General features: G+C 45.9%; 17 protein-coding genes. 12 read left to right on the top strand and 5 right to left on the bottom strand.

What is annotated here, in order from left to right:
• Positions 1-297 precede the first annotated feature (297 nt).
• The 4 genes from MUK70_RS28145 (at position 298) to MUK70_RS28130 (ending at position 3,776) form a co-directional block, all read left to right on the top strand.
• Complete coding sequence (locus tag MUK70_RS28145; RefSeq protein WP_234604046.1) at positions 298-711, top strand: hypothetical protein; 414 nt, start codon at positions 298-300, stop codon at positions 709-711.
• A 732-nt stretch (positions 712-1,443) separates the two neighbouring features.
• On the top strand, positions 1,444-2,307 hold the full coding sequence (locus tag MUK70_RS28140; RefSeq protein ID WP_234657082.1) for a sensor histidine kinase: 864 nt from the start codon (positions 1,444-1,446) through the stop codon (positions 2,305-2,307).
• A 6-nt stretch (positions 2,308-2,313) separates the two neighbouring features.
• Positions 2,314-2,973, top strand: a complete 660-nt coding sequence (locus MUK70_RS28135; RefSeq protein WP_234604050.1) for a response regulator transcription factor — start codon at positions 2,314-2,316, stop codon at positions 2,971-2,973.
• A 122-nt stretch (positions 2,974-3,095) separates the two neighbouring features.
• Positions 3,096-3,776 carry a type 1 glutamine amidotransferase domain-containing protein gene (locus MUK70_RS28130; RefSeq protein WP_234604052.1) on the top strand — a complete coding sequence of 227 codons (681 nt, stop codon included), beginning with the start codon at positions 3,096-3,098 and terminating at the stop codon, positions 3,774-3,776.
• A 20-nt stretch (positions 3,777-3,796) separates the two neighbouring features.
• Here MUK70_RS28130 and rfbC read toward each other — a convergent pair whose 3' ends face one another.
• Positions 3,797-4,345 (bottom strand): dTDP-4-dehydrorhamnose 3,5-epimerase, encoded by a 549-nt coding sequence (gene rfbC, locus MUK70_RS28125; RefSeq protein WP_234604055.1) that lies wholly within the window; start codon positions 4,343-4,345, stop codon positions 3,797-3,799.
• A 103-nt stretch (positions 4,346-4,448) separates the two neighbouring features.
• On the opposite strand from rfbC, the gene pyrF reads away from it, so the two are divergent.
• From pyrF to MUK70_RS28105, 4 genes are all read left to right on the top strand, one after another.
• Positions 4,449-5,276, top strand: a complete 828-nt coding sequence (gene pyrF / locus MUK70_RS28120; RefSeq protein WP_234657081.1) for an orotidine-5'-phosphate decarboxylase — start codon at positions 4,449-4,451, stop codon at positions 5,274-5,276.
• 52 nt (positions 5,277-5,328) lie between these two features.
• Positions 5,329-6,558, top strand: coding sequence for a diaminopimelate decarboxylase (gene lysA, locus MUK70_RS28115; protein ID WP_234657080.1), 1,230 nt, complete (start codon positions 5,329-5,331; stop codon positions 6,556-6,558).
• A 119-nt stretch (positions 6,559-6,677) separates the two neighbouring features.
• Positions 6,678-9,281, top strand: coding sequence for an ATP-dependent chaperone ClpB (clpB, locus tag MUK70_RS28110; RefSeq protein ID WP_234657079.1), 2,604 nt, complete (start codon positions 6,678-6,680; stop codon positions 9,279-9,281).
• Positions 9,282-9,495: 214 nt separating this feature from the next.
• Entirely contained in the window at positions 9,496-10,047 is a 552-nt protein-coding gene (locus MUK70_RS28105) for a type 1 glutamine amidotransferase domain-containing protein (RefSeq protein WP_234657078.1), read from the top strand.
• 28 nt (positions 10,048-10,075) lie between these two features.
• Here the strand turns inward: MUK70_RS28105 and MUK70_RS28100 are convergent, their stop codons facing one another.
• Positions 10,076-10,759: a hypothetical protein gene (locus MUK70_RS28100; protein ID WP_234657077.1), complete on the bottom strand. Its 684-nt coding sequence runs from the start codon at positions 10,757-10,759 to the stop codon at positions 10,076-10,078.
• A 141-nt stretch (positions 10,760-10,900) separates the two neighbouring features.
• Between MUK70_RS28100 and MUK70_RS28095 the strand changes: the two genes are divergently transcribed.
• Positions 10,901-12,397, top strand: coding sequence for an ATP-binding cassette domain-containing protein (locus MUK70_RS28095; protein WP_234657076.1), 1,497 nt, complete (start codon positions 10,901-10,903; stop codon positions 12,395-12,397).
• Here MUK70_RS28095 and MUK70_RS28090 read toward each other — a convergent pair whose 3' ends face one another.
• The 3 genes from MUK70_RS28090 to porQ form a co-directional block, all read right to left on the bottom strand.
• Positions 12,398-14,185: a cytochrome-c peroxidase gene (locus MUK70_RS28090; protein WP_234657074.1), complete on the bottom strand. Its 1,788-nt coding sequence runs from the start codon at positions 14,183-14,185 to the stop codon at positions 12,398-12,400. It lies immediately after the preceding gene.
• Positions 14,186-14,250: 65 nt separating this feature from the next.
• Complete coding sequence (locus tag MUK70_RS28085) at positions 14,251-15,717, bottom strand: PhoX family protein (RefSeq protein WP_234657072.1); 1,467 nt, start codon at positions 15,715-15,717, stop codon at positions 14,251-14,253.
• 106 nt (positions 15,718-15,823) lie between these two features.
• Positions 15,824-16,897 (bottom strand): type IX secretion system protein PorQ, encoded by a 1,074-nt coding sequence (porQ, locus tag MUK70_RS28080; protein WP_244784565.1) that lies wholly within the window; start codon positions 16,895-16,897, stop codon positions 15,824-15,826.
• A gap of 86 nt (positions 16,898-16,983) precedes the next feature.
• On the opposite strand from porQ, the gene MUK70_RS28075 reads away from it, so the two are divergent.
• The 3 genes from MUK70_RS28075 to MUK70_RS28065 all read left to right on the top strand — a co-directional run bounded on the left by MUK70_RS28075 (position 16,984) and on the right by MUK70_RS28065 (position 23,459).
• A complete protein-coding gene (locus MUK70_RS28075) occupies positions 16,984-18,543 on the top strand; it encodes an acyl-CoA carboxylase subunit beta (RefSeq protein WP_234657069.1) in 1,560 nt (519 codons plus the stop codon).
• Between the two features lie 153 nt (positions 18,544-18,696).
• Positions 18,697-19,971: a Gfo/Idh/MocA family oxidoreductase gene (locus tag MUK70_RS28070; protein WP_234604071.1), complete on the top strand. Its 1,275-nt coding sequence runs from the start codon at positions 18,697-18,699 to the stop codon at positions 19,969-19,971.
• 50 nt (positions 19,972-20,021) lie between these two features.
• Positions 20,022-23,459 carry a DUF1080 domain-containing protein gene (locus tag MUK70_RS28065; protein ID WP_234657068.1) on the top strand — a complete coding sequence of 1,146 codons (3,438 nt, stop codon included), beginning with the start codon at positions 20,022-20,024 and terminating at the stop codon, positions 23,457-23,459.
• Positions 23,460-23,522 lie beyond the last annotated feature (63 nt).

Below are 23,522 nucleotides of genomic sequence, written 5' to 3'. Positions count from 1 at the left end.
CCCTCTAAAAATTTCTCCCATAACGCTTTACAAATGTCGTCTGCTCTGCAATGCATTTTTAGCGTCATAACCCCTGATTTTTAAAATGCGTAAGCCATATTGAACCTCTTGGTAATAATCCCCAATGTAATAGGTAGAATTACGTGTTTTATGTTCTAGGCCCAATTAAAAGCTACTGATATAGAGCGATTTACCAAATAACCGTTAACTCAATACAATCTAAACGGCTTGGTGTTGACGTGCTCGAGGGTTACATTTACGTAGATCAAGAAATTTTTAAATTCTGCAAAATAGTTTATGGATTCACGGAAATTTACAGGTAACGAAGGACAGCTAATCTCGGCCGAACAAGCATTAAGAATTACAGAACCCTTCCAAAAAAGAGAGCAGGAAATCACGCTTCGTGGTGAAAATTATGTAAAAGCTGAGTTCTTTGGAATACACACATTCAACGAATTGATGAAAATTCACGGCGAAACTTGTGTTGGATTCCGGGTGTATTATGGCATTACCGAGGAAGAAGAAAGTGTTGTCAATACGAAATCCGGGATTGGCATGGGGCAGAAAAGACCAACTTCCCGGCTCGTACTTATTCCTGTTGATGCTTACGGCAACGACCTTACTAAAACTGCCCGGTTAGGCGGAATGAAGGACATGCCTGCAAAAAAAGAAGCAATGACAGGCGGACCGCTTTGCCCCAATGAATGTTAGTTTCGGGCTGCTAGTTTAAGTGTTAGACCATTGAATTTATAATCGAGATGTTTGAAACACTTACGATCTACTTCGCCAAGAAACCAATTCCGTGTTTTACCGTAATAATAACTTTGCTACCTCTGACCTTGATTTTTGTCCGAAAAGCATATTTAGACCCTTCATTCAAATTACTTGTACTTTATCTGTTGTTGAAATTTGTGATAGATATTTTTATGGTCCACTCCGCTGCATTACATAAAAACAACATTATCTATTACAATTTGAGCACCCCCCTTTACTATTGCCTGATCAGTGGCATGTTTTACTATAAATTGATCGGATCGAATGCACGGAAGTTGTTGATATACGCAATGTTTGCATTTTCCGCCTTTTGTGTTTGGGAAATCTTCAATGCCAACCCGAACATCAGGGATCTTCACAACCACAGGGCGGTTCTTTATTCTAAGACTATTGAAGGCGTACTGATAATCTCCTGGATTTTACTGTATTTCTATGAACTCATAAAGTCTCTGAGAATTCCAAACTTATTAACCTTCCCCTTTTTTTGGGTATGTTCTGGACTACTGCTATATTATTCCAGTTTTATATTTATTGCGCCGGCATTGCATTATACTGCAACTTGGAATGGCTCTTTTGACTTGGGCGTGACAAGGATAATTCCCTACATTTTCGAAATTATCTCTGCCATAATGTTTAGCGTTGGTATTTATCATTTTTCGGCCGCCGGTTATGCAAAACAGTGAAGAGTTGAAATGGGCTTTACTCATTGCCTCACTGGCAATGTTGACCATGGCATTTTGTATGATCTCATTTGTGATGTATTATCAAAAAAGGCGTTTCGAAGAAGAAAAGCGGATCAGCGATATTGAAAAAAATTACAATCGACTTTTGCTTGACACCGCATTAAACTCGGAGGAGACAGAACGCCGCCGCATAGCACAGGATTTGCACGATGATATCGGGACAATGCTCTCTCTCACAAAGTTAAGCCTAAACCAACTCAGTAAGATGGTCGGGAACAGCGGAAATGAGAAAGAAGATCAGATTATGAAAAAATCGCAGACGCTTGTGGAGGAAACGATCCTGCATGTAAGGCGTATCACGCGTGATCTGGTGCCAACGACATTGGAAAGGTTTGGCTTGATGGAGGCGATTGAAGAATTTATTCATAAATTAGAGGAAGATAACAACCTCGCTATCACTTTCCAGGCCAATACCGACGACTTTCCACGCCAGGGCCAGAAACTCGAACTTACGCTTTATCGCATTATGCAGGAGCTGGTCAATAATGCGATAAAGCATGCCAGCTGTACAAAAATTGACATCAGGCTGGAAATCAATGACCAGATGATCGGCTTGAAAGTGACTGACAATGGCGTTGGGTTCGATCCCGAGAAAATCAAAGAGAACAACCTTGCCGGACTAGGCTTACTGGGAATTGAAAGCCGGCTGGCGATTGTTAACGGAACAGTCCAATACGAAAAGCCCGAGAAAGGCGGCGCAAGTGCATTCGCACAGATCCCTATGATGCCGGTTACAGACAGCAAACCGGAACCTTTGCACCCATTCCGTCGCGAGCGCGTGAACATTTAAATGAATATGAAAACCTTAAAACTGGGAATTGCGGATGATCACGAATTGTTCAGAAAGGGATTTATCTCCATGCTGAGCGGCATTCCCGATTTCGAATTTATACTGGAAGCGGCAAATGGCCAGGAATTACTCGACCGCCTTCCCGCTAATACGCCCGACATCGTTTTTATGGATCTGCAAATGCCGGTTATGGATGGCATTCAGGCCACAGAAGCAGCATTTGAGAGATTCCCTAATATTAAGGTGATTGTCGTCTCGATGTATAACGAGGACCGTTTCGTCATTCACATGCTGGAAAAAGGCGTGCAGGGTTACTTATTAAAGGATACAAGCCCGGATGAAGTTGAAAAAGCCATTCGCCGGGTAGATGAGGAAGGATTTTATTATAACGATTTTGTCTCCAAAGCCATGCACCGGAAAATGGTTACAAGGCAGGTCAATAAACATCCATTCTTCCCCAACGCATGCAATGTTGCCCTTTCTGCCAGGGAAAAAGAAGTGCTTCAACTGATATGCGATGGTTTCTCAACGGCTGAGATTAGCGATAAGCTTTTCATCAGCGTTAGAACCGTGGAAGGTCACAGATTGCGCGTTTTGGAAAAAACGGGCACCAAAAGCACCGCGGCAGCAGTTGCATTTGCTTACAAAAACCAATTATTGAATTAAAAATCCTTTTCTATATCGTATTCTTTTAAGATGACATGCACTCCAAAGCATGTCATTCTGCTTTTAAGCTGGAATGTCATTTGATTTTATTTATCTTTCTGCCAGTAACTTCGGAAGATATTATGAAAGTCCTCATCGTTTGCACCAATCATGACGCGTTTCCCACCAAAGCCGGAAAGACGGGTTTATGGCTGAGTGAACTGACCTATTTTTATGATGTAATGGCCAAACGCAGGGTTTTGATGGACATCGTAAGCCCATTAGGCGGAAGGATTCCAATTGATGAACGCAGCCTCGAATTGAAAGATGAGTGCAATGCAAAATACTGGGATGACATTGCTTTCCGGGCTAAATTAGATAATTCCCTATCCCTTACCCAGATCAATCCAGCCGATTACCGCCTTATTTATTTCGCCGGCGGACACGGGGCGATGTGGGACCTTGCCGAAAATACCGAACTCCAAAATATTGTAAAGGTCATTTACGAACGCAATGGAATGGTATCTGCGGTTTGCCACGGCGTCTGCGGGTTACTGAACGTTAAACTATCAGACGGCTCCTATTTAATTCAGGACAAATACGTCACCGGCTTTTCCAATGTGGAAGAAGCCTTGATGAGCTTTGTAAGCGAAGTGCCGTTTTATCTGGAAGACAAATTGAAAGAGCGCGGCGCACACTATACCAAAGCAGTGATCCCTTTTATGGAATTCATTGAAATGGACGAGAGGTTAATCACCGGTCAAAATCCTAATTCGGCAAAAAAAGTCGCATCCAAAGCATTGGAAGAACTATTTGAAAAATAACAGATCCGATTCCCAATTCATCAGATCTTTTTCAAATCACCAAAAAGCGAGCGGAAGGTCGGAAGGATTTGATCCTTTTCTGAAACATTGGCATTTTCAATTCCCCAATTGATCGCCAGATCTTCATCATTCCACAAAATCCCTGACTCAGATTCTTTATTATAAATATTCGTGCATTTATAAGAGAAAATAGAATCTTCAAGGGCAACAAAACCGTGCGCAAAACCTTCGGGAACGTAAGCAACGTTATTTTTCTCACTGCTCAGCTCAAAAATCTCATGCTTGCCAAATGTCGGCGACTCCGGCCGGATATCAACTGCAACATCCAGCACCTTACCAGAAATAACGCGAACCAGCTTGCCTTGTGCAAACGGAGCCCTTTGAAAGTGTAAACCTCTGACAACCCCTTTTTTGGAGAAAGACTGATTGTCCTGCACAAAATTAGTAGGCAAGCCCAACTGCTTAAATATCTGTTCGTTATACGATTCAAAAAACATGCCTCGATCGTCATGGAAAACACGTGGGGTAAGTTCAACTAATCCGGCAATGGAGGTTTCGCGAATCTGCATAAAATATTATGTCTGTTGGTTGGTAATGGTAAGTCTTAATGTTGTTACAAATTTATGAATCTATTGATAGAGGTTGTAATTTCGGCGCATTATTTCCAAAATCATGACGTACGAAGCACTGTTTGAACAAATTTCCCAGAAAAAATCCTATTTATGCATAGGGCTTGACACAGATATCCGGAAAATCCCCGCCCATCTGAGTAAAGCGGCTGACCCGGTTTTTGAGTTCAACAAACAGATCATCGACGCCACTGCGGACTTTTGTGTTTCCTATAAACCCAACATTGCATTTTACGAAGCATCGGGCGTAAGAGGTTGGGAAAGTTTGCAAAAAACCATTGAATACATCCCCAAGAGTCATTTTACAATCGCCGACGCCAAACGCGGCGACATTGGAAACACTTCCGGCCTTTATGCCAGAACATTCTTTGATCCGTCTGCGTCCGGGCTTGATTTTGACGCAGTTACGGTCGCGCCTTATATGGGAAGCGATTCGGTAACCCCTTTTCTGGAATTTGAAAATAAGTGGGTTATCCTGCTTGCTTTGACGTCTAACCCGGGAAGCGGCGATTTTCAGCGCCTGCAAGCGGACGGCAAGCCTATATATGAGCATGTGCTCAGAACTTCGCATACCTGGGCAGGTGCAGACCGCATGATGTATGTGGTAGGCGCTACGCAAGCCGCAGAATTCGAAAAAATAAGAAACATTGTCCCGGATCATTTTCTGCTGGTCCCTGGCGTTGGTGCCCAGGGCGGAAATCTTGAAGAACTTTCCCGATTTGGCATGAACAAACATTGCGGACTCCTTGTAAATGCATCCCGCAGCATTATCTACGCTGGAAACGGTATTGACTTCGCGCAAAAAGCAAAACAAGAGGCGCAGCTGCTTCAACAGGAAATGGCCGTTTACCTGGATAAATATTGCCAGTAAGCCCTTTCAAAAACACCATAAATCTTCTTTCGTCATTCCATTAAATTGCCCCATGCAACTTTCCGATCAAAATACATATTCGATTCAAAACATTGATCCTCATCAGCTAACCGAGGCTTATGGCAGCCCGCTTTACGTTTATGACGGCGCAACCATCAGACGCAAAGTGCAAGAATTGCAGCATGCTTTTTCAGGCATTAATATGAAGATCAAATATGCTTGCAAAGCAAATACGAATTTGTCCATTTTACGGTTAATGCGTGATATTGGCGTAGAATTGGATGTCGTTTCGCCGGGCGAACTGGAAATGGGCCTGATGGCTGGTTATGCCGCGGCTCAAATTACATTTACACCCAGCGGCGTTCCTTTTGAAGAGGTTAAGGAAGCTGTGGACGCTGGTGCCATTGTTAATGTGGACAGCATTCCGTTGCTCGAATGGTTTGGGCAAACTTATGGAAACACCAAACCTTGTTTAATCAGGATAAAACCGAACGTGGCAGCCGGCGGTAATGCCAAGATCATGACTGCACATGCGGATTCTAAATTTGGCATTTCAGTTTTGCTGTTGGATCAGATTCTCGAAGTTGTCAAAAAATACGATATCAAGATCATTGGCTTGCACCAACATACCGGATCGGATATCAAGGATGCCGAACCATTCCTGAAAGTGGCTGACATTCTTTTTGAAACAGCCAAACATTTCCCTGATCTTGAAATCGTGGATCTGGGAGGCGGTTTTAAAGTCTCCTACTTACCCGGCGACGAGATAACAGACATGGATTTGTTGGGAAGAAAGATTTCGGAGCGTTTCAAAAAGTTTTGCGGGGAATATGGACGGGAATTGCAGCTTTGGTTTGAACCGGGGAAATTTCTGGTCAGCGAATCCGGCTATTTGCTGGTGAATGCGACGGTTGTAAAGGAAGATCCGGCGCGGAATTTTGTTCACGTGAATTCGGGTCTAAATCACTTGATCCGCCCGATGATGTATGGTTCTTACCATCACATTCTGAATGTCTCTAACCCCGCGGGCGAGCCTAAAACCTATAATGTAGTGGGTTACATCTGTGAAACGGACACTTTCGCGACTGACCGCACCCTGCCCGAAGTGAAAGCTGGCGACCTGCTCGCGTTTTTGAATGCAGGCGCCTATGGCCTTACTATGAGCTCAAATTATAACGCGAGGGTAAGACCCCCGGAAGTTTTAGTGGATCAGGCCGAAGCGCGGCTCATCAGAAGGCGCGAAACGCTGGATGATCTGCTAAAAACGCAGATTGATCTCTGAAATAATGGACATTTTGTCCTGGAAATCTATTTTTCAATTCGTTTAATGCCAAAATTTCAGATTTTCTGATCAGGCATATGATTTTTCATGGAATGATTCGACATTAAGCAATCATCTCCATGAACTTCAACCAATATACCATAAAGGCGCAGGAGATTATCCAACATGCTGCGCAAATGGCCCAGGGAAACCAACAACAGGCTATCGAAACGGGTCATGTCCTCAAATCCATATTGGAAGAGGATCCGAATACATCATTGTTTTTATTGAATAAACTGAATATCAGCCCGGACGTTTTGAACAACCGTTTGGAAAAGATATTGGAAGGATATCCGCGGGTAAGCGGCGGCCAGCCTTATCTCGGAAACGATATGGCTGCTGCGAGTGCCAAGGCGCAAAGTTTTACCAAAGAATTTAACGACGAATTTATAAGCATTGAACTGCTCATTCTTGGCATCCTGGCTGGAAAAGATTCCACAGCGACGCTCATGAAGGAAGTTGGTTTCAAGGAAAAAGAACTGATTAATGCAATCAAAGAACTTAGAGGTAAAAACAATCCTGTGAAAGATCAAAATGCAGAAGCTAAATATCGCTCACTGGAACGATACAGCAAAAATTTAAACGAATTGGCGAAAGCCGGCAAAATTGACCCGGTCATCGGCAGGGACGAGGAAATCCGTCGTGTCTTGCAGATTCTGAGCCGGAGAACAAAAAACAATCCGATCCTATTGGGTGAACCCGGTGTGGGTAAAACGGCTATTGTGGAGGGCCTCGCACAACGCATTGTGCAAGGCGACGTTCCCGAAAACCTGAAATCGAAGATCATCGTATCCCTGGATATGGGACTTCTGATTGCCGGTGCGAAATATAAGGGTGAGTTTGAGGAAAGGCTGAAAGCGGTTATCAAAGAAGTGACGGATTCGGAAGGTGAGATCGTTCTTTTCATTGACGAAATCCACACATTGATTGGCGCCGGGGGTGGTGGTGAAAGTGCAATGGACGCCGCAAACTTGCTAAAACCCGCCCTTGCACGCGGCGAGTTGCATGCAATAGGCGCGACTACATTGAAGGAATATCAAAAATATATGGAGAAAGACAAGGCTCTGGAACGTCGTTTCCAGTCTGTAATGGTCGATGAACCAGATATTCCCGATGCGATCAGCATTCTGCGAGGCATCAAAGAAAAATACGAGCTCCATCATGGCGTTCGGATTCAGGATGATGCTGTGATTGCGGCTGTTGAATTGTCGAACCGTTATATCAGCGACCGGTTCCTACCCGATAAAGCCATCGACCTAATGGACGAAGCGGCTTCCAAATTGAGGCTGGAAATGGACAGCGTTCCCGAAGAGCTCGACGAGCTGAACCGCCGCATTATGCAGCTCGAAATTGAACGCGAGGCGATCCGCCGCGAGAACAACAAGGATAAGGAAACGGTGCTGAACAAGGAAATTGCAGACCTCAGCGAGGATCGTAATACATTAAAAGCACAATGGGAAAATGAAAAGGGCAAGGTTAATGAGGTTCGCACATTAAAAGAACAAAGCGAGCAACTGCGACTGGAAGCCGAACAGGCGGAGCGTGCAGGTGATTTTGGCAAAGTGGCCGAGATCCGTTATGGCCGCATTCCCGAAGTGCAAAGTAAACTTACCGAATTACAGCAGTCCGAAGATTCTCAGAGCTTAATGCAGGAGGAAATCACACCGGAAGACATTGCCGAAGTAGTTGCAAAATGGACTGGGATTCCGGTGAGCAAAATGTTGCAAAGCGACAGAGAAAAACTCTTACAGCTTGAAGATCACTTGCATAACCGCGTTGCGGGCCAGGACGAAGCCATTGAATTGGTTGCCGACGCCGTTCGCCGCAGCCGTGCAGGCTTACAAGACGCGAAACGACCGATCGGTAGCTTCCTCTTCCTTGGACCAACAGGTGTGGGAAAAACCGAACTGGCCAAAACACTGGCTGAATATCTTTTCAACGACGAAAATGCGATTGTGCGGATTGATATGAGTGAATATCAGGAGCGGCATTCTGTAAGCAGGCTGGTGGGTGCGCCTCCGGGATATGTAGGTTATGATGAGGGCGGACAGTTGACCGAAGCCGTGCGTCGCAAGCCTTACAGCGTGATTTTGTTGGATGAAATCGAAAAAGGCCATCCGGACGTTTGGAACATTCTCCTGCAAGTGCTGGACGAAGGTCGGTTGACTGATAACAAGGGCCGCGTTGCTAATTTCAAGAACACCATAATCATTATGACTTCTAATATAGGAAGCCATATCATTCAGGAGAAATTTGCAGAAGACGAAGGCTGGAACCACACGCTGGTCGTGGAAGAAGCCAAACAAGCTGTGCTGGATCTGTTGAAAGCCTCTGTAAGACCTGAATTCTTGAACCGGATCGATGAGATCGTGTTGTTTGAACCGCTTACATTGAAAAACATTCGGAAGATTGTCGACATTCAGTTTAAGGGAATTCAAAAAATGCTGCAAGACCAGGGAGTTACCCTCGATGCAACAGACGAAGCGCTTGCTAAACTGGGTGAAGATGGATTTGATCCTGCATTCGGCGCAAGACCTTTGAAACGTGTTATGCAGCGTCGGATCTTGAATGAGTTGTCCAAAGGCATATTGAGCGGACAAGTTGCAAAAGATTCAGTGATCATGATGGAGCTCAATTCCAAAGGCGACCTGATCTTCGAAAATATAGGGAGCGTAGAGATTTAAAATCTCTTAATAATGATATCTGAACGAGCGGCAGCAATGCTGCTCGTTTTGTTTTAAGGGTGAGATCACACTTTTATCATTTCGCACCACACCTGTTGAATGAAAGCAGCACGGAAATCATATAACTGAACAACGGAACTGGATTAGCAATTTGGCATAATTTTTGTACAAATATTTATCTAAATAATCTAACCCTTAAAATTACACAGATTCCGTGGAACAGTCATTAAATTCATTAAAAGTTGCAATTTTGGTTGCCGATGGATTTGAGCAGGTAGAAATGACCTGTCCCAGAAAAGTCCTAAACCAGAAAGGTGCAACAACTCACCTCATTTCCCCAAATAAAAATGCGGTTAGAGGTTGGAGCCATCTGGATTGGGGCGAGAAACATAATGTAGACGTTCCACTGACATTGGCACGGGCAGATTACTATGACGCATTGTTACTGCCCGGTGGCGTGTTGGGGCTGAATGCGCTTAGAATGAATTACCGTGCCGTGGAATTTGTAAAACATTTCTTTACATCCGGCAAGCCGGTCGCTGCCATTTGTCACGGACCGCAGATCTTAATTGATGCCGATGTGGTTTTAGGCCGTGTTCTGACGTCATATGCTTCTATCAAAAATGATCTCGAGAACGCAGGCGCGAGGTGGGTGGATCAGGAAGTGGTAACAGACAATGGTTTAATCACCAGCCGCACAACCGACGACCTTTCTGCCTTTACGAACTCAATGATTAAGGAGTTCAATATGGAATTACATCATTGAAGGGAGACCGGATGCCTGAGAAACGAAATTATAACAGTCTGGCATCTATTCTCTTAGCCTTAGCTCTATTTTCTGCATAGGCCTTTATCCCGAGCCGGAATGTCTGACCGGCTAAACCAAACAATCCTAACGCAATAAATGGCCCCAAATCAAACAAATCCACTTCTGCTGGTGGGTTTGGAAAGGTCATGGTGTTCAGGATCATCAGTGCTATTCCCAATATACCGAGCGTGAATCCCCAAAACTTCAATTCGATTAATTTACGGGCAGAAATGAGGAACAACACAAGGTAAGTTCCAATAAACATATCCCAGGCGACATCCATGCCCATATCGATCAGCCGGATCGATTCCTTTATAAATCTGGCTTCCGCGGCACCTACTTGATCGTTTTTGATATTTACCCCAATCTGCACCGCTAGTTGCGCGGCCAGGAATGCGGCGCAAATTGTAAATGCAAGACTGCCGAAAACAAATCCCAACCTGTTCGCATAGGAAGGCGCGTGAAAATGAATGTATTCCGTCAACGAAAACAAAAACACGATTCCAAGTATAGGAAACGACATAGCCAGGAAAAATACGACTGGGTCCGGCAAATCCGAGAATGCAATAGTCAGATAGGAAGTGATCGAGAGCATACCGGATATGCCGCCGCTTATCAAAAGGGCTGTCAAACTTGTAGAAAGTGGCATTCCTTTGAGACTTTGCTCCATGTTTGCTGCGGTGATTAGCTTTGCGGAATTCCCAATTATAAAAATTTATAAGGCACCATTACAAATCCAATGAGCCTGCGGCTGGCAACAACAAGCAATCGGTAAAACACTATCTTTGTCCCTCATTGATTTTGGCGTTTCATGGCACTTGTTTCTCTCCTGGGCGTTGCTGCCCGCAAATACGACACCACTGTTTTATCGGATATTGACTGGAATATTGAGCGCGGCACACATTGGGCAGTTATTGGCCCCAATGGTTCCGGCAAGACCATTTTGCTGGATGTTATGGCTGGAAAATGGCCGGTTTCGAAAGGAAAAATCAGTTACGAATTGAATGCGCCGTTAAGACAAGCCGTTGAGCTCGTTTCCAATGATTATTCATTCAACCGCATCGTCAGTGCAGGAGCAGAATATTATCAGCAACGATTTCATGCCTACGAAAGCGAGCGCGCGCCTTCCGTGCGGGCCATTTTAACAGACCAGTTGAAACCGGTTGGCACAGTGAATGCCAATTCTGTGGCACTCGGACCGCCAACTGTCAGTGATGAAGATCTGAATAAAGTTTCTGCACTATTATCGATTACACATTTGCTTGACCATCCGTTTGTTACGCTGTCTAACGGGGAAACGCGGCGGATGCTTTTGGCAAAATCTCTATTAAAAAAACCTGAAATCCTGATGCTCGATAATGCTTTCAGCGGATTGGACGTGCATTCAAGAGAAGTGTTGCGCAATGCTTTGAGCGAGCTGGCCCAATCGGGCGTAACAGTTATTATGGCAACAACAGCCACTGAAATTCCGCCATGCATTACCAATGTGCTCGAATTGAACGAGGGGCACATTTCAAGCACATTCAATGTCACAGATTACAAAGCCCGATACGCAATCCACCCACACAGCCCCAAACCCGATCCGGAAAAACTGGCGCATTTCGGACTGCCGCAACACATTGATTTTGAGTACGCCATCGATTTGCGGAACATTCATGTGCGTTATCACGAGCAGCCTATACTGGCAAATGTAAACTGGAAAATTGCGAAAGGCGAGAAATGGGCACTTTCCGGTCCGAACGGCTCCGGAAAGTCAACATTACTCAGCATTCTCACCGCTGACAATCCCCAACGCTTTGCCAACGATTTCGATTTGTTCGACAAGAAAAGAGGTGGAACAGGCGCTTCGATCTGGGATATCAAACAAAAAATCGGCCACGTTTCACCTGAATTACACCTTTATTTCCCAAGAGAAACCAGCGTTTTCAAAACCATTGCTTCTGGTTTTTTTGATGCGACAGGAGTTTTTTTCAAGAAGTTAACGGAACAGCAAGCAGAAAGGGTGCACGAAGTCGCTGCGCTTTTACATGTGGATCATTTGATTGAAAAGAAATTTTCGGAGCTTTCCAAAGGACAGCAGCGCATGGTTTTGCTGGCCAGGGCATTGGTGAAAAACCCGCCACTGCTGATCCTCGACGAGCCTTGCCAGGGTTTGGACACAGATGCGATCGAATATTTCAAAGCAGTGGTCAATGCAATTTGCGACACGCCGGAGCGCACATTGATCTACGTTTCGCATTATCCCAATGAAATTCCAAGCTGTGTGACTAAAACGCTGCGACTGGATCAGGGAAAAGTTATCGCGTAACTATTCCGGCGCATCGGTTAATGCATCCATAAACGAGATCACGTCCGCGATCTCGCCTTGCGTCAGGTTAAGTTTGTCGGCCGCGAGCGTCTGATTAGGCACATTGAGTCCTAAACCGGCCCCACCGCCTTCGTTATAAAATTCCATCACTTCCTGCAAAGTCGCAAAAGCGCCGTTGTGCATATAGGGGGCCGTTTTTGCGATATTACGCACGGAACTCGTTTTAAACGCATTTTTCCACTGTGGAAACTGATCGTGCACGCCTCTTCCGGGATCTTTATCCAACAGAGGATTTTTCCAATTTGCATTAATTGTCACGCCCAAAACCTCAGATTCCGTGCGCTGGAAATCGGGCGGAACCGTGCCATTAAAAAGCGGCACAAAATGGCAGGTCCCGCATTTGGCTTTGCCCATAAAAACATTGAAACCCTTCACCTGATTATCCGTAAGCGCTTTTTTATCACCTCGCATGTATTTGTCAAAAGGTGAATTGAATGGATTTAATGAACGGACAAAAGTCGCCATCGCATTCTGAATGTAAACTGGCCTGATGGAGTCCAGGTCCGGATAAGCCTTTTTGAAATCACGCTTATAATGTTCGTCGGTCGCCACGAGTTTCGCCACGTTATCCATAGAACCATGCATTTCCAGCTTGTTATGGATCACATCCGCCGCCTGATCTTCCAGGGAAGGCGCACGCAAATCGTAGAAAAGGGCCTGTTGCAAAGATGCATACATGATAGAAGGCGCATTGCGGCTAACAAATTTATTATCAAACCCTTTACTCGTTTTCAACCCATCGGCATAAGCCTTCTCCGGCTGGTGACAGGACCCGCAATTGGTTTTCCCATCTCCTGAAATCCGGTTGTCGTAAAACAATGATTTGCCCAATGCAATGCGGTCGGCAGTTGCGCCGAATTTGGAGTCAGACAAAAGTGCTTCCGGGTCAAAAGCATTTTTATCAAAAATCGTTGCCACATTTCCTTTCAAAAGCTTGTGACTGTTCATAAAAGGAATTGCGGCCAATTCCTGGTTTTTGTATAACGAGCGGCATAATGGATTAATATGATCCGAAATAAATGCAGCGCGATCAAATGCATTGAAATTCTTATTTTGTGTCAAAAAAGCAATGGCGCCATTGGTAATGCTGTCCAGTGCGGCATAGGCTGGCAATTTTGACTTATAAAGCTGTGTATAATGTTGAAATGATTTCAAAACGACCTCACTTTCGGCCAATGCATTCCCAGAAGCGGGCGTATCGAACCCGGAAATACCCAAACTGATCAAGCGGAACATTTCCAGTCGCAGCGCGTCCATCACATGCGAGTCCGTAATGCGAATGTCCGCCCAGAGCATTTTGATCCGCTTCACATTCACTTGCATTTTCCGCGCATGGCGCACCAGTTCTTCCTGATCAACAGGATCTTCCGTATAAATCAACTCTTCAATCACCTGCAAACCGCCCGGCTCAAAAACGGCATTTTCTTCATCTTCAATCTCATCCAACGGCGCTCCATTGATCATGCGGACGGTTGTCGGGAAAAAATATTCGGCAAATGCTTCCACTTTTTTATACTGCAAGCGAAGCTTCAAAAATTCCTTTTGCAATGCTTCCGACCCAGGCTTGGACCGGACAGTTTTCAAAAATCCATCATTCATCAAAATCAGCGAATCCAGATCTGCAACAAATTTTTCATTGACCAATTCATGCGGCTGCCTCTGCGGCGCGCACGAATGGAGAACGAAAATGACAATGCCCGCGAAAATCGCAAAGACAATATTTTTCATGGTGAAATATAAAAATGATAGAAGGCCCTCCGAGGAAGGCCTTCTGGTAATCTTGCTAAGACGTGTTATTGCTTAATTCCGCGAACGATCACAGTTTGTCCGCCTTCCTTGTTTGTAGAGATACCGCTGCCGTCAGCGCCTTTGTATTTTTCGTCCTGCCAAGTGTGCGGGTGCAGGTTGATCATGAATGTCTCGGGAATGCCCACAACATCCGAAATGTCAATCATTGCACCGTATTCCCAGCTGCTCAATGAGTTGTTTGCCACCGAGTTATATTTTGCATTGAATGTTGGATCTTCTCTGCGGTGGTGCATTTGGAGCATCGCTTTGCTTTCTTTCGTAGCCAGGTTATATTGCCAGATCGTACCGTCGTGATCATTGTTTTTATAGAATGAATCACCGTCTTCCTGCACGTAAACAAAGTTTTTGGTCACGCAAATATTGTCCGGGTTCACAATGAAGCTGCCTGGCTTGTCTTCGCCATCCATAATGATCTGCAACTTGCCTTTCAAAGGATTGGTCTCGTCGAATTTCAGGTTGTAGACGCGGCCCCACATGTTTTTTCCGGCTACCGGCGTGATTTTATCCGCCTGGCTAACACCCGTTGCAGTAAAGTAAATATCGCGACCAACGCCAATGCCGCCTTTACGGTAATCAATGTCCTCAACGCGCGCAAACTGGATCATTTTCTTATCCACTGTCTGCATTTGCAGCTCTGCGCCAGTGCTCGTTTTTACATTATCAAAAGGAACAAATTCAACATCATAAGTTTGGCCTTTTACCATATCCGTCTCCACACTTTCCTGGTTTGTGCGGCGTAATGCATATAATTTACCATTGTTCAAATCGCCAACCACATCCGAAACGTAAGCCACAAGCTGGCCGTTTGTGTCATCTTCACCGATAATGATCACTGTTTTGCCTGGAAATGCATCCTTAGGAAGCGGCACTGCATTCTCAGCATTCCATTTTCCAAATGCGCTAACCGTTCTTGTTTTATTCTTTTTATCTGCTGGCGCAAACGGATCGATCGCATGTGTCATCGACTCCGCACTGCTTTCACCCGCTGTCAGGAACAACGGCCCGAAACCATGTTCCTGCGGTGTAGCCAAAGTGGCCGAGCATAGTCTCCATTGCCCACCTTCTGCGTCAACAATGTATTCACCTTTTACAGGTTTCAATTCTTTGTCAAGAAAAACGCGCGAAACGGAGAAGAGAATTTCGTGGTTGTTGATCATCACAAAACCTTCGCCATTTGGGTTTTTCACAAAAGCGCCGCCATCTGGCTGAGCACCGTAAATAAAATCAGGCGAATCCTGCAATTTGTCGTCAGAGCTGATCAAAGTAGTGATTTTCAGATCTTCAAATCCTGGTAATGAACGCACCAACGATGGGTTAACCGAGCGGTCGATCAGTTTTGAAGAGTCCACAGGCGGATCGTTGTGATCCTTAATGCAGCCAGAAAAAGTCATTGCGCCGCAAACCAGCGCAGTAAGGGCATTTTTTGGAATAGAGCTAAAATTCATCGCCATGGTGAGATAGTTTTTAACAAAACTAGGCGAACCAAGGCGCTATGACTTTACCTAAAGATTAAGCTATTATGAACAAAACTTAACATTAGCAAAACAAATCAGGAAGCTAAGGCCTTACTTTGACTGTTTCTTTTGCAAAACCATTTTTCATATTCATAACAATTGATAATGAACTACTTCCAAAACCAGTAACATACTGCGAGCGACCATAACCGACCTCAAACCGCTTAATCCGCATCCAGGCACCAAATGAAAACCCGGCCAATGCGCCACGGTCGGAAAGTCTCAGTTCCTGCCTGCGCAAATGGTCATAACCCAGCATAACGCGGAAGTTCGGATGCAGCAATGCCTCCGCTCCTAAGGAAAGATGACGGCTTAATTTCTCTGCTATGCCTACTTTTTTCGGGACCTTGTTGCCATTATCATCGTAAGTGAAAAACAGGTTCGGATCATTGTAAACCATATCAAACTTGTTCAAATGATGCGCAGTTAGCGAAACGCGGATCGGCATATATTCCGGCTTGAATGTGATGCCGAGACGGACATCCAACGGCAACGCAGGATCGCTTAACCCTGAATAGTTCTGTTTGACGAAACCCATATTTTTAACAGCAAAACCAATAGCAAGATCCTGCTCCGGATGCTTGAAAACCCCACCCCAGTCCCGCGCCAGGCCGAACACATTGTACGACTGCACCGAAGCGCCGACCATTTTCAATGTTCCACCGACTGTAAAAGCGCCTATACTATGCCCATAACCGGCAGATAACCCATAATCCGCCGCCCGGAACTCCCCTATTACATTGCCAATGTCGTCGGTTTCCACCATTGTTCCGTAATTAAGATATTGCAAACCAACCGCCCACACGCCAGCAGATTTGCCAACCCGACGCGCATAAGCCGCATTCACGAACCGCGTATCCGCCAGATAGGGCATCAGATTTATGGAAACATTATTGGCTTTGGAAGAATCGAGCAGCGCAGGATTCTGGATAAAAAGTGCAGGATCATTGCCCGAAATGGTAACGTGATGCGTGCCTAATGCATTGCTTTTTGCCTGGGCTGGCAGTTGAAGAAAGTCGAGCTTGCTTCTTCCACCGATGGATTGCGCTTGTGCTGTTCGTTCAAAGCCAAAGATGATTCCCGCTAAAATGAACGTGCACAATCCGATCTGCCTCATAAGTTGCAATAATTTCCCGAATCAGTAAAATGACAGTATATTTAGATTCTCTACAAGAACAAATGTAACCATATCGTCCGTATTACATGGGATCAGTATCTTCCGCGACTTCAAAAAAAGAACTTTTAGATCAGAAAAATGCCGAGGCCGAGTTGGGTGGAGGTGCGCAAAGGATTGAGGCACAACATGCAAAAGGCAAGCTAACCGCCCGCGAGCGGATCATGGTGCTGATCGATAAAGGCACATTTGAGGAAATCGGGAAGTTTGTAATGCACCGGAGCAAGGATTTTGGACTGGATAGGGAACATTATCTGGGTGATGGCGTGGTTACAGGTTATGGTAAGGTCAATGGTCGGCTGGTTTACGTTTTTGCGCAGGATTTTACCGTTTTCGGCGGCTCGCTTTCTGAAACGCATGCCGAGAAAATCTGCAAAATCATGGATCTCGCCATGAAAAACGGCGCCCCTGTGATTGGTTTGAATGATTCGGGTGGAGCCAGGATTCAGGAAGGCGTGCTTTCGCTGGCTGGTTATGCGGATATTTTTTATAAAAACACATTGGCGTCGGGCGTCATTCCGCAAATTTCCGCTGTGATGGGACCGTGCGCGGGCGGCGCGGTTTATTCTCCTGCGATCACTGATTTTATACTAATGGTCGAAAACACCAGTTATATGTTTGTGACCGGCCCTAACGTGGTTAAAACCGTCACGCACGAGACGGTTACGGCCGAGGAACTGGGCGGGGCAATGACGCATGCGACCAAATCGGGCATCACGCATTTTGTTTCACCCAATGAAGTAGAATGTTTGCTGAACATTAAAAAGCTGCTCAGCTATATGCCTCAGAATTGCGAGGAAAATGCTCCAAGCGTTCCCTATGAGACCCAAGATGAATCCCGTCCTGCTTTAAATAGCGTTATCCCGGACAATGCCAATCAGCCTTATGACATGCGTGAGGTGATCGCTGAAATCGCCGATCCGGAAAGTTTCTTTGAAGTGCACCAGAATTTTGCAGAAAACATTGTGGTCGGTTTTGCGCGAATTGCGGGGCGGAGCATCGGCATTGTGGCCAATCAGCCTGCCGTTCTTGCAGGTGTCCTCGACATTCATTCCAGCCAAAAAGCGGCTCGTTTTGTAAGGTTTTGCGATAGTTTCAACATTCCGCTGCTGGTTTTGGAAGACGTTCCGGGGTTTTTGCCGGGGACGGATCAGGAATGGAATGCGATCATTACCAACGGTGCCAAGTTGCTTTACGCGTTTTGCGAAGCCACCGTTCCCCGTATCACCGTCATCACCAGAAAGGCTTACGGCGGCGCTTATGATGTGATGAATTCCAAACACATTGGCGCAGATATGAACTTTGCATGGCCTACCGCAGAAATTGCCGTAATGGGTGCGAGCGGCGCAGCAGAGATCATTTTCAAACGTGAAATCGCCCAAGCAGAAGACCCCGCTGAAAAGCTGAAAGAAAAAATTGAAGACTACTCTGAAAAATTCACAAACCCCTATCGGGCAGCATTCCGGGGCTATATCGACGAAGTCATTTATCCCGACCAGACACGCGAAAAATTGATCAGGGCTTTTGAAATGCTGGAAAATAAAGTAGACGTTTTGCCCAGAAAAAAACACGGGAATATTCCGCTTTAAGCACGAAATAGGAATGTTAGAGGAAATCCTGGTTCATTATAAAGTAATCGGATTTTAATGTTTCCATTCCAAATCGCTGCTTTGCTACATTCTGATTATTATTCTAAATTCACTCCCTACTTAATAAGTTTATTTCCTAAACATCCTTAACTAATGAAAGAAAAGACGGGCACCTCTGCGTCCAGACGGACCTTTATCAAAGGCTCACTGGCGACGCTGGCCACTTTTTCCATTGTTCCCCGCCATGTTCTTGGCAAAGGTTTCATCGCCCCCAGCGACCAATTGACCAAAGCCATCGTAGGCACCGGTTCGATGGGCCGCGGCCACATTCCTTATGCAGGCACCAAAGTCGTTGCGCTTTGTGATGTGGACAAAAAACACCTGGATATAGCCGTTGGCATGGTGGATAAAGGCGTAAAAACCTTCTCCGATTATCGCGAAGTCATTCAGCTCCCGGAAGTTGACATTGTACACGTGGCCACGCCACCGCATTGGCATGGAATCATTGCCGCAGATGCAGCCCGCGCCGGAAAAGATGTGTGGTGTGAAAAACCGATGACCCGCACAATCGGTGAAGGGAAAAGGCTCGTGGAAGCAGTGCAGCAGCACGGCCGGATTTTCCGGTTAAACACCTGGTTCAGGTTTCAGGATAACTTTTACGGCATGAGAACGCCTGTAAAACCCATTAAGAAGTTGGTTCAAAGCGGTTTGCTGGGCTGGCCTTTGAAAGTTACCGTGAGCAAGCATACCGGTTTTGACTGGAAATTTTACTGGGTAGGCAATACAAACAATGTTCCGCAGCCCGTTCCGGCCGAGCTGGATTATGAAATGTGGCTCGGACCTGCGCCTTACAAACCGTATAGCGAGCATCGCGTGCACCAGACCTTCCGGGGTTACTGGGATTATGACGGCGGTGGATTGGGCGATATGGGCCAGCATTACATTGACCCCATCCAATATTTTCTTGGCAAAGATGACACAAGCCCGGTAAGCGTGGAAGTGGACGCTCCCCAGCAGCACACAGAAGCCGTAGGAACCTGGCGACGAATCACTTACACTTATGCCGATGGCTGCCAGATCGTGCTGGACGGTGAGGCGAAAGATGAAAAAGTGGCTTACATTGAAGGCCCGAAAGGAAAGCTGTTCCCTAATTTCCAATCCGACATCCCAGATCTTGAAAGGAAACTGGCCGCATTCCCGGATCCAGAGCCTCAGGTTACCGACTTTGTGGACGCCGTCAAAAACCGCAAAAAATTTGCGCTGAACGAAGAAAACGGCCACCGCTCCTGCACCATTGTAAATATGGGACTGGCAGCATTGAGGCTGGGCCGCTCTCTCAAATTTGACCCCGAAAAACAAGAATTTATCGATGATGAAGGTGCAAACCGATTGATTAACCAGCCCATGCGCGGCCCATGGACCATTTGATCCGTGTTGTTCCAAAATTTGCACCCATTCATTTCCATCCTTGACCATTCATGAAAAAACAAATATTTACCATTCTGGCCCTCAGCATGCTGATATCGCAGGCATGGGCTCAAACGGACGACGCACTGGCGACCAAAGCCAAAGCGCTACTGTCCAAACTTCCTTCCCAAAACGAAGCTGCATTAAAGAAAAACATGGAAGAACTTGGCCAGCTCGGCAAGCCGGGTTTGATGCAGATCGCATCCATGCTTTCGCCGTTTGGTAAGGGGGATAATACCAAAATTCAATACGCCATCGGTGGGTTCACTTACTACGCTTCACAGGCTGGGAAAGAAGATTTTCGCAAAATTGCGGCTGAGGCTTACGGAGAAGCATTGTCCAAAGTAAGCGATCCCGACACCAAAAATTTCCTGATCTATCAATTGCAGACCGTTGGAAAAGATGAGTCCATTGAGGTTTTGAGACCTTACCTGAAAGATGAGAGACTTTCAGGCCCGGCTTCAAGAACATTGGCAAGAATAGGCTCCCCTGCTGCGGGTGGTGCATTACTACAAGGTTTGGAAGGTGCTCCCGAAAGCACACAAATTGCAATTATCGAAGCATTAGGCGGTGCGCATTATAAGGAAGCGGCTTCCATGATCGAGAAATCGGCAGTGAATGAGGATCTGCTTTTACGCAAAGTAAGCTTATTCGCATTATCGGAAATCGGTGCTCCCTCCTCTGAGCAGATTTTATTGGCTGCTGCGCAAAAGGCAAATTTCGGTTACGACGAATCGGACGCAACGGCCGTCTATCTCAAATATCTGGCACGGTTGGCAGAGAATGGCAACACTCCTGCCGCTGAAAAAGCCGCATTAGCATTGCTCAAAAACACGCCGGACGTGAAGCAAACACCAACCCGCTCGGCTGCATTAAAAATTTACTCCGACATTAAAAAACGCGAATCCGTTCCTGTGTTGGTGAGTGCATTGCAAAGCGCTGATCCTGAATACCGGATTGCCGCATTGAAATTAGGCCAAAAATACCTCATGGCAGACGGTACAACGCCCTGGCTAAATGCAATGAAAAAGGCCAAACCGGAAGTCCAGGCAGAGATTATTACAATGCTGGGCCACGCTAATTCCCTTGATGCTTTGCCTGCAATTCAAAAATCATTAAGCGCCAAGGATAGCAAGGTAAAACTGGCTGCAATTTGGGCGGCTGGAAAAATAGGCCAGGAAAAAAGTCTTCCGGGTTTAATCAACGTTCTGAAAACTGCAAATGCGGATGAAGTTGCCGCGGTTAAAAGCAGTTTGCTAACCATTAAAGGAGATGCGGTTGTAAACCAACTGGCGACAGCATTACCAACGCTTCCCGCACCAGCACAATCAGCCGCTATTGACGTTTTGGCTGCACGGGAAGCGAGTTCGAAGCTTAGTAATGTGTTTGCGTTGCTGAAAAGTCCAAATGCTGAGGTTTCGAAATCTGCTTACACAGCGCTAAAATCGCTTACTACTCCGAATGATCTGCCGCAGATGTTCATTCTGCTCAACACAGTGAGCGATGCAGAACAAATGGCTGCCATTCAAAAAGCGGTGGCTGCGGGCGTGAAAGGCGCCGGCGATACAAAGGCTCAAACAGACGCGATCTTAAAACAAATGCAAGCGTCCCCGGCTGACAAACAGTCGAATTACCTGGCCGTTTTGGCAAGCATAGGCGGCAAAACAGCAGCGAATTCAGTGGTTTCTGCTTACAATAGTGGTGATGCAAGTGCAAAAAAGGCCGCAATTGCTGCATTGGCGGCATGGTCTGATGCGAGTGTTGCTAATGAGCTGCTGGCGATTGCCAGGAAAACAACAGATGCGGATGAATTCAACTCAGCATTGACAGGCTATGTTTCTGCGGCTACGAAATCAACCAAAACGCCTGTTAATAAGGTAATTATGCTTCGGGAAGCCATGGCATTAGCAAAAACGGATGCACAAAAGGAAATGATCCTGAAAGAACTGCCTCGTTTGAGAACATTCAACGCATTGCTTTTTGCAGGAAAATATCTGGACAATCCGGCGACTGAACAAGCTGCTGCACAAGCTGTGATGTCGATCGCGCTGGCTAATAAGAATTTTTACGGTGCTGAAATTCGTGATTTGCTCACAAAAACTTCGTCTTTGCTGAAAGGAAAAGATGCTGAATATCAAAGAGAATCAATCAAAAGGCATTTATCCGAGCTCCCAAAAGACCAAGGCTTTGTAGCGTTGTTTAATGGAAAAGATCTTTCCGGCTGGAAAGGTCTGGTTGAAAACCCGATCGCTCGTGGCAAGATGAGCGCCGACAGTTTGGCTTACAAACAAAAAAAGGCAGATGAAGCTGCACAGAAAGATTGGTTTGCCAAAGATGGAGAACTCGTTTTTTCCGGCCACGGCGACAACCTTGCCACGGTGAAGCAATATGGTGATTTTGAAATGTTTGTAGACTGGAAAATCCAGAAAGATGGCGATGCGGGCATTTATCTGCGCGGAACGCCTCAGGTGCAGATCTGGGACACGTCGCGGGTGAGTGTAGGCGCACAAGTTGGGTCAGGCGGTTTGTATAACAATAAAACCAACGAAAGTAAGCCTTCAAAACTGGCCGACAACGCAATCGGCAACTGGAACACATTTCACATTACGATGATCGGTGACCGCATTTCTGTGGATCTGAATGGGGAGAATGTCGTAGATAATGTGATCCTGGAAAATTATTGGGACCGTAACCTCCCTATTTTTGCCAAAGAACAGATCGAATTGCAGGCGCACGGAAATCAGATCAACTACAGGGATGTGTACGTAAGAGAAATTGCTCGTCCTGAGCCGTTTACATTGTCGGATGCTGAGAAAAAAGAGGGCTTTAAAGTGCTTTTTGATGGAACCGATATGTTCAACTGGGTTGGCAACCGCACCGATTATTTCATCGAAAACGGCGCATTGGTTGTTGATCCCAAGAAAGGCGGCAAAGGAAACCTGTATACCAAGGACGAATACAGCGATTTCGACTTCCGTTTTGAGTTCCAGCTAACACCGGGAGCGAATAACGGACTCGGAATCAGGACGCCGATGGAAGGCGACGCAGCATATGTAGGGACCGAAATTCAGATTCTGGACAATGATGCCGACATTTATAAGGACTTGCATGAATATCAGTATCACGGCTCCGCGTATGGCATTATTCCGGCGAAAAGAGGCTTTTTGAAACCCATGGGCGAATGGAATTACGAGGAAGTGCGCGTGCAGGGTTCCAAGATAAAAGTAACATTGAACGGAACTGTCATCCTGGACGGCGACCTGGCCGAAGCAAGCAAAAACGGCACAGTAGACCGCAAGGAACATCCCGGATTGAAACGCACAAGCGGGCATTTAGGCTTCTTAGGTCACGGCTCAGAACTGAAATTCAGGAATATCAGAATAGCGGATTTGACTAAAACGGCCGCTGAACCGACTGCCTCCACCTCCAAGAAGAAGAAAAAGAAATAAGTGTTTTGATATCCAAAACCTCCTGCAAATGGCCGGAGGTTTTTTTTATTTCAAATCAGTATA

The organism is Dyadobacter chenwenxiniae (assembly GCF_022869785.1).
Classification (GTDB): domain Bacteria; phylum Bacteroidota; class Bacteroidia; order Cytophagales; family Spirosomataceae; genus Dyadobacter; species Dyadobacter chenwenxiniae.
This window is presented reverse-complemented; position numbering and strand designations above follow the sequence as displayed.

What these genes read in the sequence shown, in the direction of transcription:
- MUK70_RS28145 (WP_234604046.1), top strand. Translation starts at nt 298, where the DNA reads ATGGATTCACGGAAATTTACAGGTAACGAAGGACAGCTAATCTCGGCC.
- MUK70_RS28140 (WP_234657082.1), top strand. Translation starts at nt 1,444, where the DNA reads ATGCAAAACAGTGAAGAGTTGAAATGGGCTTTACTCATTGCCTCACTG.
- MUK70_RS28135 (WP_234604050.1), top strand. Translation starts at nt 2,314, where the DNA reads ATGAAAACCTTAAAACTGGGAATTGCGGATGATCACGAATTGTTCAGA.
- MUK70_RS28130 (WP_234604052.1), top strand. Translation starts at nt 3,096, where the DNA reads ATGAAAGTCCTCATCGTTTGCACCAATCATGACGCGTTTCCCACCAAA.
- rfbC (WP_234604055.1), bottom strand. Translation starts at nt 4,345, where the DNA reads ATGCAGATTCGCGAAACCTCCATTGCCGGATTAGTTGAACTTACCCCA.
- pyrF (WP_234657081.1), top strand. Translation starts at nt 4,449, where the DNA reads ATGACGTACGAAGCACTGTTTGAACAAATTTCCCAGAAAAAATCCTAT.
- lysA (WP_234657080.1), top strand. Translation starts at nt 5,329, where the DNA reads ATGCAACTTTCCGATCAAAATACATATTCGATTCAAAACATTGATCCT.
- clpB (WP_234657079.1), top strand. Translation starts at nt 6,678, where the DNA reads ATGAACTTCAACCAATATACCATAAAGGCGCAGGAGATTATCCAACAT.
- MUK70_RS28100 (WP_234657077.1), bottom strand. Translation starts at nt 10,759, where the DNA reads ATGGAGCAAAGTCTCAAAGGAATGCCACTTTCTACAAGTTTGACAGCC.
- MUK70_RS28095 (WP_234657076.1), top strand. Translation starts at nt 10,901, where the DNA reads ATGGCACTTGTTTCTCTCCTGGGCGTTGCTGCCCGCAAATACGACACC.
- MUK70_RS28090 (WP_234657074.1), bottom strand. Translation starts at nt 14,185, where the DNA reads ATGAAAAATATTGTCTTTGCGATTTTCGCGGGCATTGTCATTTTCGTT.
- MUK70_RS28085 (WP_234657072.1), bottom strand. Translation starts at nt 15,717, where the DNA reads ATGGCGATGAATTTTAGCTCTATTCCAAAAAATGCCCTTACTGCGCTG.
- porQ (WP_244784565.1), bottom strand. Translation starts at nt 16,897, where the DNA reads ATGAGGCAGATCGGATTGTGCACGTTCATTTTAGCGGGAATCATCTTT.
- MUK70_RS28075 (WP_234657069.1), top strand. Translation starts at nt 16,984, where the DNA reads ATGGGATCAGTATCTTCCGCGACTTCAAAAAAAGAACTTTTAGATCAG.
- MUK70_RS28070 (WP_234604071.1), top strand. Translation starts at nt 18,697, where the DNA reads ATGAAAGAAAAGACGGGCACCTCTGCGTCCAGACGGACCTTTATCAAA.
- MUK70_RS28065 (WP_234657068.1), top strand. Translation starts at nt 20,022, where the DNA reads ATGAAAAAACAAATATTTACCATTCTGGCCCTCAGCATGCTGATATCG.